This window comes from Methylobacterium sp., assembly GCF_019745455.1.
Lineage (GTDB): Bacteria > Pseudomonadota > Alphaproteobacteria > Rhizobiales > Beijerinckiaceae > Methylobacterium.
Genome location: NZ_JAIETD010000040.1, coordinates 31,427 through 46,833, shown reverse-complemented (window position 1 = coordinate 46,833; position 15,407 = coordinate 31,427). Strand labels below are relative to the sequence as shown.

Here is a 15,407-nt window from a genome sequence, read left to right as displayed (position 1 = left end):
TGGCAGGTGGGCGAGGGGCAAGCGGCCATAGGGTCGCCTATGGCCACGGGCGACCTGGAAGCCTCAAGGCCGGAATCCCTCGAACACCATCTGGTCGGAATGGGCCGCGGCCAGCGCCCGGTGGTCCTGGTTGCGCACCGTCCACGTCATCAGCGGCATGCCGGCGAGGTGGCGGCAGAGGAAGGTGGCGGCGCAGGGCAGGTCGTCGACGCGCCAGGACAGAAAGTGGGGCCGGGTCTCGCCGAGATGCAGGAGGTTGGCGAGCGAGCGGCGAAAGCTCGGGCTCAGGCTCGCGTAGGACGCATCGTCCTGATTCGACTCGCCGACCATCCCGCGCGGGATCGCGGGCGCAAGCTCGGCGAGTGCCGCGACGACGGCCGGATCGAAGGATTTGACCGCCGCCGGGCCGTCATACGGGGAGACCACGTCGACGACCCGCCGCGTCAGGCGGAGGTCACCGGAGAAGCGCGACTTCACCTCGATCACGATCGGCACCTGCCCGGCGATGATCGAGAGGAAGTCCGCCAGCGTCGGGATGCGCTCGCTCGTCCCGGCGATGGCGAGGCCGGCGAGATCCGATGCGCTGCGCGTTCCGATCGGGTCGGTGGCCTCGGTCAAGCGCCCGAGGGCGTCGTCGTGGAACACCATCGCCTCGCCATCGGCGCTGAGCTGGACGTCGCATTCGATCGCGTAGCCGCCGGCGATGGCGGCTCGCGCCGCCGCGCAGGTGTTCTCCGGGATGCCGGCGGCGCGATCGTGCAGGCCGCGATGGGCGATCGGCCGCGCCGTGAGCCAGGCGGGGGCGTTCATGGTCACGCCCATCCCACGCCTCACTTCACCTCGAACATCGCCTCGACCTCGACGGCGGCGTCGAGGGGCAGGCCGGCGACCCCGACGGTGGAACGGGCGTGGCGGCCGCGGTCGCCGAGCACAGCCACCATCAGGTCGGAGGCGCCATTCATGATGGGCGCCAGGGCGTGGAAGCCGGGGGCGGCGTTGATGAAGCCGCCGAGACGCAGGCACTGGACGACGCCATGATCGAGGTCGCCCACCGCCGCCTGGACCTGTGCCAGCACGTTGAGGGCACAGAGCTTGGCCGCTTCCAGCCCCGCCTCGGCCGTGACCTCGGCGCCGAGCTTGCCCTTGTGATCAGCCGCAAGGGTGCCATCGAGGCCGAAGCAGATCTGGCCGGAAACGATAACGAGGTTGCCGCTGCGGATGAAGGGGACGTAATTCGCCACCGGGGCCGCGGCCTTGGGCAGGGTGAGGCCGAGTTCGGCCAGGCGTTCCGTGACGGTGCTCATAGGCGGGTGTGTCCTCTCGGCCGGCGCTGCACCGCGCCATTGCCGGCGCTCTGAGCATGGAGGCGTGGCGGGATGCAAGTCCTGCGGTTTGCACGCGGCCGCCGTGTTCATGTCTGCCTGTTGATGAGGCATAGACCATCCGATGCCGACGGCGTGATTGACAGAACCACTCGCTTCTCTAGTAATCGCGCGCGTGCCGCCCCCTTTCGAGGCGGCATTGTCATTTGCGGCTCCTGTTAGGCCGCGAGAGCGACGGAGACGGACACGTGACATCCGCCCTGCTGCCGACCTATGCCCGGGCTCCCGTCGCGTTCGAGCGCGGCGAGGGCGTGTGGCTAGTCACGCCAGAGGGCGAGCGCTACCTCGATTTCGGCGCCGGGATCGCGGTGAACGCACTCGGTCACGCCCATCCGCACCTCGTCGCCGCGCTGACGACCCAGGCGGGCAAGCTCTGGCACACCTCGAACCTGTTCCAGATCCCGGAGGGCGAGCGGCTCGGCCAGCGCCTCGTCGATGCGAGCTTCGCCGACGTCGCGTTCTTCTGCAATTCGGGCGCGGAAGCCAACGAGGCCGCCATCAAGATGGCGCGCAAGTACCATGCGGCCGGCGGCCAGCCGGAGCGGTACCGGATCGTCACCTTCGAGGGCGCCTTCCATGGCCGGACCCTCGCGACGCTCGCGGCCGGCGGCCAGCAGAAATACATCGAGGGCTTCGGCCCGAAGGTCGACGGATTCGACCAGGTGCCCTTCGGCGACCACGAGGCGCTCCTCGCGGCCGTCGGCCCGGAGACCGCCGCCCTGATGATCGAGCCGATCCAGGGAGAGGGCGGCATCCGCTCGGTGCCGCCGCAATGCCTGCGCGGCCTGCGCGAGCTCTGCGACGAGCGCGGCCTCCTCCTCATCATGGACGAGGTCCAGACCGGGGTCGGGCGCACCGGCAAGCTCTTCGCGCATGAATGGGCCGGCATGGCCCCCGACATCATGAGCGCCGCCAAGGGCATCGGCGGCGGCTTCCCCCTGGGTGTCTGCCTCGCCACCAGGGAAGCCGCCCGCGGCATGACGCCCGGCAGCCACGGCACCACCTTCGGCGGCAACCCGCTCGCCATGGCGGTGGGCAATGCCGTTCTCGACGTGGTGCTGGAAGACGGCTTCCTCGACCATGTCCGGCGGATGGGCCTCCTCCTCAAGCAGCGCCTCGCCGCCGTGCGGGACCGCTATCCGCATGTGGTCACCGAGATCCGCGGCGATGGCCTGCTGCTCGGCCTCAAGCTCAATGTCGTGAACACCGAGTTCGCCGCGGCGGCGCGGGACCAGCGCCTCCTGCTGATCCCCGCAGGCGACAACGTGGTCCGGCTGTTGCCTCCGCTGATCCTCACCGAAGCCGACATCGCCGCGGCCGTGGGGCGGATCGAGGCGACGGCGGCACGCTTCGAGGTCCAGCTGCGCGGCGCCGCCGAGTAGGGGTGGCCACGGATCTCAGCAAAGCAAGACCTCGCAAGACCCTCGCCCGCCTCGATGGGAGGCGGACGGGTTTTCCATCCGGCGGACCGGGCCAACCAATCGAACGGCCCCCTTCCCTTAGCCGGACAAGCTGAAGAACGGACAGATGACGACGACGCTCAATGGGGCCGCGGCAGGTCCCCGCCACTTCCTCGACCTCAAGGATTTTCCTGCCGAGACCTTGCGCGCCATCCTGGACGCCAGCTCGGCCATGAAGAGCCGCCGCCGCAAGGGCGAGGTCGCCGCCGGGCGGCCGCTCACCGGCAAGATGCTGGCGATGGTGTTCGACCGGCCCTCGACCCGCACCCGCGTCTCCTTCGACGTGGCGATGCGCGAACTCGGCGGCGAGACGCTGATGCTCACCGGCAAGGAAATGCAGCTCGGGCGCGGCGAGACCGTGGGCGACACAGCTCGCGTGCTGTCCCGCTACATCGATGCGATCATGATCCGCATCCTCGACCACGGCCTCATGCGAGAGCTCGCCGAGCATGCCGAGGTGCCGGTGATCAATGCCCTGACCAAGGTCTCTCATCCCTGCCAGATCATGGCCGACGTGATGACGTTCGAGGAGCATCGCGGGCCGATCAAGGGCCGGACGGTCGCCTGGTCCGGGGACGCCAACAACGTCCTCGCCTCCTGGGCCCATGCGGCGGCGCGGTTCGACTTCACCCTCAATGTCGCCGCCCCGCCCGAGCTCTCGACCCCGCCGGACCTGATCGCCTGGGCGAAGGCTGAGGGCGCGCGCATCAACGTCACCACCGATCCCTACGAGGCGGTGGACGGAGCGGATGCCGTCGTCACCGATTGCTGGGTCTCGATGGGCGACGACGACGAGCATTATCGCCACAACCTGCTCTCGCCCTATCGGGTCGATGCCAAGCTGATGAAGGCTGCGGCCAAGGACGCGGTCTTCATGCACTGCCTGCCGGCCCACCGCGGAGAGGAGGTCACCGGCGATGTCATCGACGGGCCGCAATCGGTGGTGTTCGACGAGGCCGAGAATCGCCTTCACGCGCAGAAGGGCATCCTGGCGTGGTGCCTGCGCGCAGACGGGCTTTAGAGGTTCGCAGCTCCTCCCTATATGAGAGGCCATGACCTCAGAACACGGAATGACCTCAGAACACGCAATCGAAGGCGGCGATGATGCCGTCCTGCCATTCTCCGTCGAGACCCTCGACGTGCGCGGGCGGGTGGTGCGCCTCGGCCCTTGCATCGATACGATCCTGCGCCGGCATGGCTATCCAGATCCGGTGGCTCGGCTCATCGGCGAGGCGGCGGCGCTGACGGTGCTGCTCGGATCGTCGCTGAAGTTCGAAGGCCGCTTCCAGCTCCAGACCCGCACCGACGGCCCAGTCGAGATGATCGTCGTCGATTTCGAGGCGCCGGACCGGCTGCGTGCAACCGCACGGTTCGATGCGGAACGGGTGGCGGCGCTCAAAGGCGCGCCGGCCAAGGCCGCCGACCTCGTCGGCCAAGGTCATCTCGCCATGACCATCGACCAGGGGTCCGAGCGCAGCCGCTACCAGGGCGTCGTCGCCCTGGAAGGCCAGAGCTTCGAGGAGGCGGCCCACCAGTATTTTCGCCAGTCCGAACAGATTCCGACGCAGGTACGACTCGCGGTTGCCGAGAAGTTCGAGGACGGCGCGACGACCTACCGGGCCGGCGGTCTCCTGGTTCAGTTCCTGCCGCAATCGATCGACCGGGCCCGCCTCGCCGACCTGCCTCCCGGCGACATCCCCGAGGGCCACGTCCACCTCGACCAGAATGGAACGCCCGAGGACGATGCCTGGGTGGAGGCCCGCTCGCTGGTCTCGACGATCGAGGACCACGAGCTCGTGGATCCCACGGTGTCGAGCGAGACCCTGCTGTACCGCCTGTTCCACGAGCGCGGGGTCAGGGTGTTCGAGGCGCAATCCGTGCGCGAAGAATGCCGCTGCTCGCGCGAGCGCGTGCTCGGCATGATCCGGTCCTTCTCTGATGCCGAGCGCCGCGACATGGTCGCCGATGACGGCCGTATCGGCATCACCTGCGAGTTCTGCTCGCGCCGCTACGATATCGATCCGGCAGAGGTGGTAGCTGAGATCGATGCGCAGGCGGAGCGGCCGTAAGAGGCCCCAAAGACTTCGGCCTTTCAGATGCTAAGGCTGGGCTGACGAGGTCTAGGGTGAGCACCTCACGCAAGCTGCGCAGTAAAAGGGCCGAAGTCAGCGGCACCATCAAAAATTGCACTTGTTTTCATTGCTGCCACCCATTCGTGGATGCACCTCTCGCAATCTTCATGATGAAATCACCAGTTCAATAAGGTGGGCGATAAAAGCAAAATTGGCTTGAAACCGTTTGGCAACCTTCGGCGTTTCGAAGCCTGCAATCACATTGGAGGAACGTCGATGAAGAAGTACGCGATTGGCTTAGCTGCTTTGTTGATGACGACGTCTGTGTACGCGCAGGGTGCTGGCGGGGCAGGCGCTGGTGGGGCGGGCGGAGCCGGCGGAACCAGCGGCGGGCAGATGGGTACGAGCCGTGGCGGCGAGTCCTCGGGCGGACAGATGGGTGCGAGCCGTGGCGGCGGAGCGTCGGGCAGCGAGCAATCCGCTCAGCGCTCGGGCGGACGCAGCGACGGTGCAAGCCAGGGTCAGGCCGCTGGCCGCGACGGCGCCGAGCGCGGCAGCCGTCAGGGGAACGAGGATCGGGCCGAGCGCCGCGGCGGCCGTGAGGACGGGAGCACCGAGCGCAGCAGCCGCAGCGATGTCTCCAGCCGCGAGAACCGGGGAAGCGTCACCGAGACCCGTGGGGAGACCCGTGGGCGCGTCAGCGAGAGCCGCACCGACGTCCGCTCGGAGCGGTTCGGTGGTGGTCGGTCCGGCCGTTATGTCACCATCAGCGGCAAGCGCGTCGTCTATGGCTCGCCCGAGTATCGTCGTCTCGTCGTGATCGAGCGCCGCGGTGGCGGTGAGCGCTACGTCGAAGGCGGTCGTAAGCGCTACGTCGTCGTCCGTGGCAAACGCGTGATCTACGGTTCGCCTGAGTATCGTCGTCTCGTGACCGTCCGCGAAGGCGGGCAGCGCTACGTGACGATCCGCGGACAGCGCGTCGTCTACGGTTCGCCTGAGTATCGTCGCCTGTCGGTCACCACCACCGAGCGCCGCGGCGGCACCGTGAACGCCAACTTCAACGAGCGTCGTGAGCGGAGCGAGCGCGGCAGCGTCAGCACGCGGTCCGAGGAACGGAGCGTTAGCCGCGACGAGAACCGTAGCGAGCGCAACCTCCGCGGCGAGGGCACTCGCAACGAGGCCAACCGCAACGAGCGCGGCACCGAGTCCTCGGGCATCCGCAACGCCGCCGATCGCGGTGAGCGTGGCGGCGCCGAGCGCGGCCAGGGCGGCATGAACGAAGGGACCCGCAATGTCGGGACCAATTCGGGTCGTTCCGGCGGCGGTGCCGGCGGTAGCATGGGCGCGGGCGGCGGCATGGGCGGCGGCGCGGGTGGCGCCTCTGGCGGTGCGGCGGCTGGTGGCGGCCGCAACTGAGGTCGATACCTGAGCTCAAAGAGGGGCGGCCGATCGGCCGCCCCTTCGTCGTTCCGGATGCCATGGCGAAGATCTGATCGACGCCGCCCTCAGGTCTTGAGGATGGGTTCCGCGATGTCGCCGCCGCCGCGCCTGGCGAGATAGGCCGGCTGGAACAGGCACATCCGCACGGCGTCGCGGTACTTGCCGTTGACGAAGAACTCGTCCTTGAGGATGCCTTCGGGCTCGAAGCCGCAGCGCTCGTAGATCCGCACCGCTCGGGCATTATCGCGGTCCACATGTAGGTAGAGCTTGTGGATGTTGAGCACGCTGAAGGCGTAATCCATGGCGATCCGGGTCGCCCGCGGCGCGTAGCCCTGGCCCTGGAAGGCCGGGTGAATCGCGATCTGGAATTCGCAGCGCCGGTGCAGGTGGTTGATCTCCACGAGCTCGACGAGGCCGGCGGGCTCGCCGTCGGAATTGGCGATGATGAAGCGCCGCTCGGTCTGATTGTGGATGTTGCGCTCGTAGAGCTGCGCCAGCTCGGCGAAGGACTCGTAGGCCTCCTCGAACCAGTAGCGCATGATGCTGTCGTTGTTGTTGAGCTGATGCACGAACATCAGGTCTTCGCGCTCCAGCGGCCTCAGCTTGACCGGGCCGTCGGCGGCGATGGTGCGGGTGGTGACGGTTCTCATGGCCGAGATCTCACGGGGTCCCGCATTCGGCTATCAGGCGGCGCATGAAGGCGGCGCCGGCCTCCAGAGCGTCGAGGGTGATGTACTCGTCGGGCTGGTGGGCCTGGTCGATCGAGCCTGGCCCGCAGACAACAGTCGGGATGCCGGCGACCTGGAAACGGCCGGCTTCCGTGGCGTAGGGCACCGAGATCGTATGGTTTCGGCCGGCCAACCTGAGCGCGAGACGCTCGGCCTCGGAGCCCGGCTCCGGTGCGAGGCCCGGCACCGCCACCTCCTCTCGGGTCTCGATCCGTCCGAAATCGCCGTAGCGGTTGAGGCGCTCGCGCGTCACCGTCTCGACCTTGGCGGCGAAGAGGGCCGGAATCTCTCCCATGTCGAGGTCGGGGAGGCCGCGGAACTCCCAGTGGAACGTACAGCTCTTTGGCAGGATGTTGCGGGCGGTGCCGCCATGGATGGTGCCGACATGCACGGTCGTCGCCGGCGGGTCGAACCGGCCCGAGGCGTCGCCGCGCGCGATCATCGCGTCGGCGATGCGATTGAGCTCAGAGACGAGATCCGCCGCCGCCATGACCGCATTGGCCCCGAGCATGGGCTTCGCCGAATGCGCCTCGTGGCCATGGACCGTGGTGAAGTAGGTGACGATGCTCTTATGGGCGTCGGCCACCTCCATGTCGGTCGGCTCGCCGACGATCACCGCGCCCGGCCGGGGCAGATCGGCGCCGAAGCGCGCGATGGTGTCGGCGACACCGAGGCAGGTCGTCTCCTCGTCGTAGGAGAGGAGAATGTGGATCGGCCGCTTCAAATTCGCAGCCATGGCGTCCGGCACCGCTGCCAGCGCCAGGGCGCAGAAGCCCTTCATGTCGACGGTGCCCCGGCCGTAGGCCCGCCCGTCGGCGACGCGCAACGTGAACGGATCGGTGGTCCAGGCTTGGCCAGTGACCGGGACAACGTCGGTATGGCCTGACAGGACGATGCCGCCGTCGACCATGGGGCCGATCGTGGCGAAGATCGCGGCCTTGTTGCCCTCGGCGTTGGGCACGCGGACGAACGGCACACCGAGTTCATCGAGGTAGTCGCAGACGCTGTCGATGAGCGCCAGGTTCGATTTCGAACTCTCGGTGTCGAACGAGACGAGCCGTTCGAGGAGGGAGAGATAGGAAGGCCGCGGCTCGCGCGCGGACATCGCCCTAGTGGACGCTGCGGCGGACGTGGGGCGAATCGAGGGAGAAGGCCGGGATCTCGGCCTCGAAGCTCTCGCCGTCATCGGTCGCCATGGTGTAGCTGCCGGCCATCAGGCCGTCGGGCGTCGTGAGCGGACAGCCGCTGGTGTAGCTGAACGATTCGCCGGGCTCGAGCACCGGCTGCTTGCCGACGACGCCGGCGCCGCGCACCTCCTGGCAGGCGCCACGCCCATCGATGATGCGCCAGTGGCGCGCGCGCAGCTGGACCTGCTCGGGACCGTTATTCACGATCTCGACGGTGTAGGCGAAGAAGTAGCGGCTCTCGGTCGGGGAGGATTCCTCCTCCACGAAGCGGGGCTGGACTGTCACGCTGATACCGCGCGTCTGGGCCTTGTACATCGCCGTGGAAAGCCTCCCTCGCCGGCATCGTCCGGGCTCGCGCCGCAGACCGTCGTCGGTCGCGCGACAGGTCGTTGGCGCCGTGGTACGTCCACCGGAAAACCACGTCAATCGGTGCGAAGACCGTAGACGGGGCGTTCGCCGGTGCGGACCGAACCCGCCTCGGGTCCCTGTATGCCGGATGCGACCGAGCATCGAACGCGGCGGCGCTCACGCCGTTCCAGAGGAAGCTTGAGGTTCTGACGTGCGCCGCGAGATCGTGACGGCCAGCCCTGCGAGCCTCGGAACCGGCCGCCGGGGCGATCTCGGCGGAGCCCTGGCGGCCATCGGCCTCGCCGCCTTAGCGCTGGTCTTCGCCTTCGCCGATCCCGCCGGCAATGTCTGGTCGGCCGCCGTGCTGATCGGCGCCCTCGGCCTCGACGGCCTCGGCCGGATCGCTTCGCGCCTCGCGTTGCGGGGCCCAAGCGGTCCTGGCCTCGCCGCTATGCCCTCGATGGTGCTCGCATCGGAGCGGGGAACGATGGCGGTTGCCTTCCTGTTCGCCGCCGCCGCGTTCACATGGCCAGACCGGTTTCCGGTTCTCTCAAGTCTCGTCGCCGGGCTGCTGGCGATGGGCGGGATCACCCGCTTCGTCATCGCCTGGACCTTGTTCAGGGCGGGCCGGGAGAATGAGGACGAGTGACGGCGCTGGTCCGTCCCAGCCCTCGACCTCATCATGAGGCCGCACGCCAGCGCCTCAGGAGGACGTCGAGGGTTGGATAGAGCGCTCTCGCTGAGTGACCTGCCGAACAAGGGACGACGTCGCGTCTGGGCAAGTCAGCCATTTGACTTCGCGTTGAACCTCCATCCAGACAAGATGCAACAAAGCTGGTCGAGACGACGGAATAGGATTGTGACAATCGACATGGGACTCGTTTCCGAAACCAAGGACGGCATCCTGTCGGCGCGGGGCATCGTCGCGCTGACCGAGGCCGGTGGCATTCGTCCCGCGAGCCCCTACGACAGCGATCAGATCCAGCCCGCGAGCCTCGATCTGCGCCTCGGTGCCCGCGCCTACCGCGTGCGCACCAGCTTCCTGCCGGGAAGCCGCCCCGTCTCGGCCTGCATCGAGGCCTTCGCGCTCCACGAGATCGACCTGACGAAGGGCGCGGTGCTGGAGACGGGTTGCGTCTTCATCGCCGAACTTCAGGAGAGCCTTGCTCTCCCGTCCGACATCTCGGCAGGAGCCAACCCGAAGAGCTCGACGGGGCGCATCGACGTCTTCACCCGCGTCATCACCGATCGCGGCGGCGCTTTCGACCAGGTCGAGGCCGGTTATAGCGGGCCGCTCTACGCCGAGATCTCGCCCCGAACCTTCCCGGTGAAGGTCCGCACCGGCTCGCGCCTGTCGCAGATCCGGTTCCGCCGCGGCGAGGTTCGCCTCACCGATACCGAGTTGTCGGCGCTGCATGCGCGGTCTCCGCTGGTCAGCACCGCGACGCCCTCGTTCCAGGGCGGCGTCGCGGTCTCGGTGGACCTTGCCGGGTTCAATGGTCTGATCGGCTACCGGGCGCGGCGCCATACCGGCCTCGTCGATGTCGATGCGCCCGGCAAACATCGCATCGCCGATTTCTGGGAGCCGCTGCCCGCAGAGGATTCCCGCGCCCTCATCCTCGATCCCGGCCAGTTCTACATCCTGGCCTCGAAGGAATCGGTGCAGGTGCCGCCCGACCATGCCGCCGAGATGGTGCCGTTCGATCCCCTCGTCGGCGAGTTCCGGGTCCATTATGCCGGCTTCTTCGATCCCGGCTTCGGCCATGAGAGTGCCGGCGGGGCAGGGGCGCGGGCCGTCCTTGAAGTCCGCTCGCGCGACGTGCCGTTCCTGCTCGAGGACGGGCAGGTCGTCGGCCGCCTCGTCTACGAGCGCATGGCCGAGGTGCCGGCGACCCTCTACGGGGCCGGGGCGGGATCGAACTACCAGGCTCAGGGCCTCAAGCTGTCCAAGCACTTCGCCTGACCAGCGAGCCGGCCAGGGCGAATGCACTTGCCTTAAGCCGAGTCCTGCCGAAGCGGGATTGAAGGCAGCCGTGCCGGTCGTCTCAGCGCCCGGCGGCGGCCTCGTCGATGAGCCAGAGCTTCGTGCCACGGACGCGCCCGACCGGCAGGTCCTCCCCCTCCGCGAGGCGGGAGAGAGGGTCCTGCTTGCCCGCGCCGCTGATCAGGAAGAGCACCGAGCGGGCCGACGCAAGGGCCGGGAAGGTCAGGCTGATGCGGGGCACGAAGGGCGTCATCCCGGCCTCCGGCACGCCGACGACCCAGGCCTGTTCCTCGTCGACGGCGGGCTTGCCGGGGAACAGCGAGGCGACGTGGCCGTCCTCGCCGAGCCCGAGAAGGACGAGGTCGAAGAGGGGCCGGGCCGGGTCGAGGGTTTCGGCCCCATAATAGCGCTTCAGCAAAGCCTCGTAGCGGCGCGCTCCCTCATCGGGACCGTCCTGCGTCGGCATCGGGTGGAAGTTTTCGGACGGAATCCGGGTCGTCGTGCCGAAGGCCTGGCGGACCATGCGGACATTGCTCAAAGGATCGTCCCACGGCACCGCCCTGTCGTCGCCGAAGAACCAGTGCAGGCGCGGCCAGGGCAGGTCGGCACAGTCCGGACCCGCAAGGCGCTCATACAGGCGCTTGGGGGTCGAGCCGCCCGAGAGGCAGACGGCGATCCGCTCGTTCGGCGCGTCGGCGCAAAGCTTCCGCAGATGCTCCGCCGCCGCCTCGGCCACGGCCTCGCCGTCGCGGAGGAGACGGGACTTGTCGGGCAACGGGATCATCGGCCTCTCCTCGTGCCTGTCCGAACGCGGCTGGCCTATTTCGGCTCCTGGTGGCCGCCGAAGCCTTTGCGCATGGCCGAGAGCAGCTTGTCGGCGTAGCTCGCATCCTCGCGCGAGCGGAAGCGGGCATAGAGGGCAGCCGAGAGCACGTTGGCGGGCACCGATTCCTCGATCGCGGCATTGAGGGTCCAGCGGCCCTCGCCGGAATCGGCGACGAAACCGGAGAAGGCTTCGAGCTTTTCGTCGCCGGCCAGCGCGCTCGCGGTGAGGTCGAGGAGCCAGGACGAGACCACGCTGCCGCGGCGCCAGACCTCGGCGATGTCGCCGATATTGAGCTCGAAGCGCTGCGCCTCTGGAAGGTCCTCGGAATTCGCGTGTTTGAGGATGTCGAAGCCCTCGGCATAGGCCTGCATCAGCCCGTACTCGATGCCGTTATGGACCATCTTGACGAAGTGTCCGGCCCCGCTCGGGCCGGCATGGATGTAGCCCTGCTCGGCGCGGGGATCGCGACCCTCGCGGCCGGGGGTCTTGGGGATCGCGCCTTCCCCCGGCGCGAGGGTGCGAAAGATCGGGTCGAGCCGCTCAACGGCGGCCTTGTCGCCGCCGATCATCATGCAATAGCCCCGGTCGATCCCCCAGACGCCGCCCGAAGTGCCGACATCGACGTAGTGAATGCACTTGGGCTTGAGCTCGGCCGCGCGGCGGATGTCGTCCTTGTAGAAGGAATTACCGCCGTCGATGACGATGTCGTCCGCCGCCATCAGGCCGCCGAGCTTCGTGACGGTCCCTTCGGTGATCGCGCCGGCCGGCAGCATCACCCAGGCAGAGCGGGGAACATCGAGCTTGGCGACGAAGTCTTCGAGACTCTCCGCTCCCACGGCACCCTCGGCCACGAGGGCCGCGACGGCGTCCGGGTTCTGGTCGAACACCACCGCCGTATGGCCGCCCCTGAGGAGCCGCCGGACGATGTTGCCGCCCATTCGGCCCAGGCCTATCATTCCGAGTTGCATCGGGGTCTCCCTCGCGTTTCCCTCCCCCTTGCGGGGAGGAGAGGCGCTAAATCGCCGCTTTGATCGCAGCAGCGATGCGCTTCAAGCCGGCTTCGACGCCGCCGCCCTTGATATGCACCCGCAACGCCTTGCGGCCGCGCTCGGCCAGGACGGCGAAATCGCCCCGCGCCTGGGCTGCAACCACCGTGCCGAAGCCGAGCTTGCGGCCGGGGATCGCCAGATCCTGCGACGGATCGGCGGTGATCTGCAGGAACACGCCCGTGTTCGGGCCGCCCTTATAGGCTTGGCCCGTCGAGTGAAGGAAGCGAGGCCCGAATTCGAGGCATGTCGCGACCTTCCGGGCGTCGCGGAGCGCAATGCGGGGACTCTGCAGAATCGCGTGGTGAACCTCGTTGCGGGCGACATAGGCGAGCAGGGCGACGTAATCGCCGTCCTTTGCCCGGGCGAGATGGGCCTTCAGCGCGGCCTCGAGCCCCTCCGACGCCTGGGGCAGGGCTTCGGCATTCGCCGGATCAGCGTAGAGCCCGATGGTGTCGTCGGAGAACAGCGGCGCCTCGGAGGGAAGGGCGCCGTCTCGCTCGGCCGCCTCGAACAGCTTTTTCGTTTCGATCTTGCTCGCCTCGACATCGGGCTGATCGAAGGGATTGATGCCGAGAAGCGCACCGGCCACCGCCGTGGCGATCTCGAAGCGGAAGAATTCCTGCGGAAGCTGCTCGGCTCTCGCGAGGGTGATGTGCACCACCGGGTGCCCCTCGCGTTCGAGGTTGCGTACCGCCTCGTCCTGACGCGGGTCGGCGCGGCCGTCGAGGCGCAGATAGACGAAGAAGCGGTGGTGGTCATACACCGCCGGCACGTCGATCGTCTCTCCATCGACCGGGATCAGGCCTTTGCCCTGCTTGCCGGTGGATTCGGCGATGAGCTGCTCGGCCCAGCCGCCGAAGGTCTCGATTCCCGGCGAGGCGATGAAGGTGACCTTGTCCCGCCCACCGTTCAGTGCCGCGGCCGCCATGGCGGTACCGAGGAGCACGCCCGGGTTTTGCGCCGGTGGCACCGCCGGCCCGCAGGAGCGCACCATGATCCGCGCCGTATCGAGGAACGCCTTCACGTCGATGCCTGAGGCCGCCGCCGGCACGAGGCCGAAGGCCGAGAGCACGGAGTAGCGCCCACCGATCTCCTTGACGCCGTGGAAGATTTTACGGAAGCCGTCGGCCCTGGCCGCCGCCTCCATCGCCGATCCGGGATCGGTCACGGCGACGAAATGCTGGCCGGCGCGCTCCCCGACGACATCCTTCATCCGGCCGAGAAAGTAGTCGCGAAAGACGTTGGGCTCGAGGGTCGAGCCGGATTTGCTCGCCACGATGAACAGCGTCGTCTCCAGTGTCACCGCCGCCTCGACGGCGCGGACCTGATCGGGGTCCGTGGAATCGAGGATGCGCAGCTTCGGGAACCCCTCGCGCGCACCGTAGGTTTCAGCCAGCACCTCCGGCCCGAGGCTCGACCCGCCCATGCCGAGCACGACGACATCGGTGAAGCCTCCCTGGCGGACCTCCTCGGCGAAGGCCTCGTAATCGGCCACATGCTCAAGCTCGTCTTCGACGATGCGCAGCCAAGCCAGCCACTTGTCCTCGTCGGTGCCGGTCCAGAGGGTCTTGTCGCGGGCCCAGAGGCGGCGGATCGAGCCGGAGGCACGCCAAGCCTCCACCGCCTTCTTCGCCTGGCTGCCGAGCGCCTCGTCGAGCACCAGAGTCTGCCCGTTGAGCCTCGCCCCGAGGAGGTCGGCGCGCTTGCCCGCCACCGCGCCGAGCAGCTTGTCGGCGGCGTCGACGAAGAGCTGCACGCCCTCGTCGACGAGAGTCTCGGCGATGGCATCGATGTCGATGCCGGCCTTGGCGAGGCGTGCCATCACGGCCTCGGCGTCGCCGAGATTCTCCTCGATCGCCGCTCGGACGGTGCCGTGATCGCGAAACGCGTCCATGGTGGCCGGCGGCATGGTGTTGACGGTGTCGGGCCCGATCAGCTCCTCGACGTAGAGCACGTCGGAATAGGCCTTGTTCTTGGTGCCGGTGGAGGCCCAGAGGAGGCGCTGCGCCTTCGCGCCCTTGGCCGCGAGCGCCTGCCACTTGTCTTCCGCGAAGATGCGCCTGTAGCGCTGGTAGGCGAGCTTGGCGTTGGCGATCGCGACCTTGCCCTTGAGGGCTTCGAGAGCCGCCTTCTCGTCGGGGTCGTTGGCCGCGGCGATCTTGGCGTCGAGCGCCTTGTCGACGGCGACGTCGATGCGGCTGATGAAGAAGCTCGCGACACTAGCCACCTTCGAGACGTCGCCGCCCTTGGCGCCGAATTCCTCGAGCCCGGCGATGAAGGCGCGGGCGACCTCCTCGTAGGCATCCTGGCCGAACAGCAGGGTGACGTTGATGCTGATGCCGTCCGCCGTCAGCGCCTGGATCGCCGGGATGCCGGCGGGCGTCGCCGGCACCTTCACCATCAGGTTGTCGCGAGCCACCGCCTTGTGCAGGCGCCTCGCCTCTTCGAGCGTGTCCTCCGTGCTGAGCGCGAGGTAGGGCGAGACTTCGAGGCTGACGTAACCGTCGGCGCCGTCGCTCCCGTCATAGACGGGCCTGAGCACGTCGGCCGCGTTCCGGATGTCATTGATGGCGAGGCCCTCGTAGAGGTCGATGACCCGAGCATCCCCGGCCTCCATCACGCTCTTGAGGGCGCCGTCGTACTCGGTCGAATCGCCGATCGCCTTCTCGAAGATCGACGGGTTGGAGGTGACGCCGCGCAGGCCGTCCTCGTCGACCAGGGCCTTCAGCTTGCCCTGCGCGATGAAGCCGCGCGCCACGAAGTCGAGCCAAACGGCCTGGCCCTGTTCGGGGAAAAGTGCCTTGAGCGGGTTCATGCCGGTCTCCGAGTCTGTCTTCCGTCGTCCAAAAACGGAAACCTCATCCTGAGGTGCCCGCACCGGCGGGCGTCGAAGGAGGTCTCCAGAACCCTCCGAGCGAGATGGAGGCCTCC

At 68.1% G+C, this 15,407-nt stretch carries 14 protein-coding genes; 6 read left to right on the top strand and 8 right to left on the bottom strand.

Annotated features, from left to right (window positions below; genetic code table 11):
- Nucleotides 1–63 precede the first annotated feature (63 nt).
- On the bottom strand, nt 64–822 hold the full coding sequence (locus K2Y56_RS09095) for a glycerophosphodiester phosphodiesterase family protein (RefSeq protein WP_292507053.1): 759 nt from the start codon (nt 820–822) through the stop codon (nt 64–66).
- Between the two features lie 8 nt (nt 823–830).
- Nucleotides 831–1,304 (bottom strand): RidA family protein, encoded by a 474-nt coding sequence (locus K2Y56_RS09090; RefSeq protein WP_292507052.1) that lies wholly within the window; start codon nt 1,302–1,304, stop codon nt 831–833.
- A 266-nt stretch (nt 1,305–1,570) separates the two neighbouring features.
- Here K2Y56_RS09090 and K2Y56_RS09085 point away from each other — a divergent pair, with 266 nt between their 5' ends.
- The 4 genes from K2Y56_RS09085 to K2Y56_RS09070 all read left to right on the top strand — a co-directional run bounded on the left by K2Y56_RS09085 (nt 1,571) and on the right by K2Y56_RS09070 (nt 6,330).
- Nucleotides 1,571–2,764: an aspartate aminotransferase family protein gene (locus K2Y56_RS09085; protein ID WP_292507051.1), complete on the top strand. Its 1,194-nt coding sequence runs from the start codon at nt 1,571–1,573 to the stop codon at nt 2,762–2,764.
- Between the two features lie 145 nt (nt 2,765–2,909).
- Nucleotides 2,910–3,863: an ornithine carbamoyltransferase gene (gene argF / locus K2Y56_RS09080; protein ID WP_292507050.1), complete on the top strand. Its 954-nt coding sequence runs from the start codon at nt 2,910–2,912 to the stop codon at nt 3,861–3,863.
- 31 nt (nt 3,864–3,894) lie between these two features.
- Nucleotides 3,895–4,911: an Hsp33 family molecular chaperone gene (locus tag K2Y56_RS09075; RefSeq protein WP_292507049.1), complete on the top strand. Its 1,017-nt coding sequence runs from the start codon at nt 3,895–3,897 to the stop codon at nt 4,909–4,911.
- A gap of 279 nt (nt 4,912–5,190) precedes the next feature.
- Entirely contained in the window at nt 5,191–6,330 is a 1,140-nt protein-coding gene (locus tag K2Y56_RS09070) for a hypothetical protein (RefSeq protein WP_292507048.1), read from the top strand.
- Between the two features lie 89 nt (nt 6,331–6,419).
- Here the strand turns inward: K2Y56_RS09070 and speG are convergent, their stop codons facing one another.
- Genes speG through apaG form a run of 3 tightly spaced genes read right to left on the bottom strand, consistent with a single transcriptional unit; the run spans nt 6,420 to nt 8,584 of the window.
- On the bottom strand, nt 6,420–7,004 hold the full coding sequence (gene speG / locus K2Y56_RS09065) for a spermidine N1-acetyltransferase (RefSeq protein ID WP_292507047.1): 585 nt from the start codon (nt 7,002–7,004) through the stop codon (nt 6,420–6,422).
- Between the two features lie 10 nt (nt 7,005–7,014).
- Complete coding sequence (argE, locus tag K2Y56_RS09060; protein ID WP_292507046.1) at nt 7,015–8,187, bottom strand: acetylornithine deacetylase; 1,173 nt, start codon at nt 8,185–8,187, stop codon at nt 7,015–7,017.
- A 4-nt stretch (nt 8,188–8,191) separates the two neighbouring features.
- Complete coding sequence (gene apaG / locus K2Y56_RS09055) at nt 8,192–8,584, bottom strand: Co2+/Mg2+ efflux protein ApaG (protein WP_292507045.1); 393 nt, start codon at nt 8,582–8,584, stop codon at nt 8,192–8,194.
- A 244-nt stretch (nt 8,585–8,828) separates the two neighbouring features.
- Here apaG and K2Y56_RS09050 point away from each other — a divergent pair, with 244 nt between their 5' ends.
- Together K2Y56_RS09050 and K2Y56_RS09045 are read left to right on the top strand one after the other, a co-directional pair.
- The gene (locus K2Y56_RS09050; protein WP_292507044.1) at nt 8,829–9,266 is read left to right on the top strand and encodes a hypothetical protein; all 438 of its coding nucleotides are present in this window, start codon (nt 8,829–8,831) and stop codon (nt 9,264–9,266) included.
- 222 nt (nt 9,267–9,488) lie between these two features.
- Nucleotides 9,489–10,580, top strand: coding sequence for a 2'-deoxycytidine 5'-triphosphate deaminase (locus K2Y56_RS09045; protein WP_292507043.1), 1,092 nt, complete (start codon nt 9,489–9,491; stop codon nt 10,578–10,580).
- Between the two features lie 82 nt (nt 10,581–10,662).
- Here the strand turns inward: K2Y56_RS09045 and pgl are convergent, their stop codons facing one another.
- The 3 genes from pgl to K2Y56_RS09030 are packed head-to-tail and all read right to left on the bottom strand — an operon-like array spanning nt 10,663 to nt 15,291.
- On the bottom strand, nt 10,663–11,385 hold the full coding sequence (pgl, locus tag K2Y56_RS09040; protein WP_292507042.1) for a 6-phosphogluconolactonase: 723 nt from the start codon (nt 11,383–11,385) through the stop codon (nt 10,663–10,665).
- A 35-nt stretch (nt 11,386–11,420) separates the two neighbouring features.
- Nucleotides 11,421–12,395 carry a phosphogluconate dehydrogenase (NAD(+)-dependent, decarboxylating) gene (gene gnd, locus K2Y56_RS09035; protein ID WP_292507041.1) on the bottom strand — a complete coding sequence of 325 codons (975 nt, stop codon included), beginning with the start codon at nt 12,393–12,395 and terminating at the stop codon, nt 11,421–11,423.
- 46 nt (nt 12,396–12,441) lie between these two features.
- On the bottom strand, nt 12,442–15,291 hold the full coding sequence (locus K2Y56_RS09030; protein ID WP_292507040.1) for a bifunctional transaldolase/phosoglucose isomerase: 2,850 nt from the start codon (nt 15,289–15,291) through the stop codon (nt 12,442–12,444).
- Between the last annotated feature and the right edge of the window lie 116 nt (nt 15,292–15,407).

What these genes read in the sequence shown, in the direction of transcription:
- K2Y56_RS09095 (WP_292507053.1), bottom strand. Translation starts at nt 822, where the DNA reads ATGGGCGTGACCATGAACGCCCCCGCCTGGCTCACGGCGCGGCCGATC.
- K2Y56_RS09090 (WP_292507052.1), bottom strand. Translation starts at nt 1,304, where the DNA reads ATGAGCACCGTCACGGAACGCCTGGCCGAACTCGGCCTCACCCTGCCC.
- argF (WP_292507050.1), top strand. Translation starts at nt 2,910, where the DNA reads ATGACGACGACGCTCAATGGGGCCGCGGCAGGTCCCCGCCACTTCCTC.
- K2Y56_RS09075 (WP_292507049.1), top strand. Translation starts at nt 3,895, where the DNA reads ATGACCTCAGAACACGGAATGACCTCAGAACACGCAATCGAAGGCGGC.
- K2Y56_RS09070 (WP_292507048.1), top strand. Translation starts at nt 5,191, where the DNA reads ATGAAGAAGTACGCGATTGGCTTAGCTGCTTTGTTGATGACGACGTCT.
- speG (WP_292507047.1), bottom strand. Translation starts at nt 7,004, where the DNA reads ATGAGAACCGTCACCACCCGCACCATCGCCGCCGACGGCCCGGTCAAG.
- argE (WP_292507046.1), bottom strand. Translation starts at nt 8,187, where the DNA reads ATGTCCGCGCGCGAGCCGCGGCCTTCCTATCTCTCCCTCCTCGAACGG.
- apaG (WP_292507045.1), bottom strand. Translation starts at nt 8,584, where the DNA reads ATGTACAAGGCCCAGACGCGCGGTATCAGCGTGACAGTCCAGCCCCGC.
- K2Y56_RS09045 (WP_292507043.1), top strand. Translation starts at nt 9,489, where the DNA reads ATGGGACTCGTTTCCGAAACCAAGGACGGCATCCTGTCGGCGCGGGGC.
- pgl (WP_292507042.1), bottom strand. Translation starts at nt 11,385, where the DNA reads ATGATCCCGTTGCCCGACAAGTCCCGTCTCCTCCGCGACGGCGAGGCC.
- gnd (WP_292507041.1), bottom strand. Translation starts at nt 12,395, where the DNA reads ATGCAACTCGGAATGATAGGCCTGGGCCGAATGGGCGGCAACATCGTC.
- K2Y56_RS09030 (WP_292507040.1), bottom strand. Translation starts at nt 15,291, where the DNA reads ATGAACCCGCTCAAGGCACTTTTCCCCGAACAGGGCCAGGCCGTTTGG.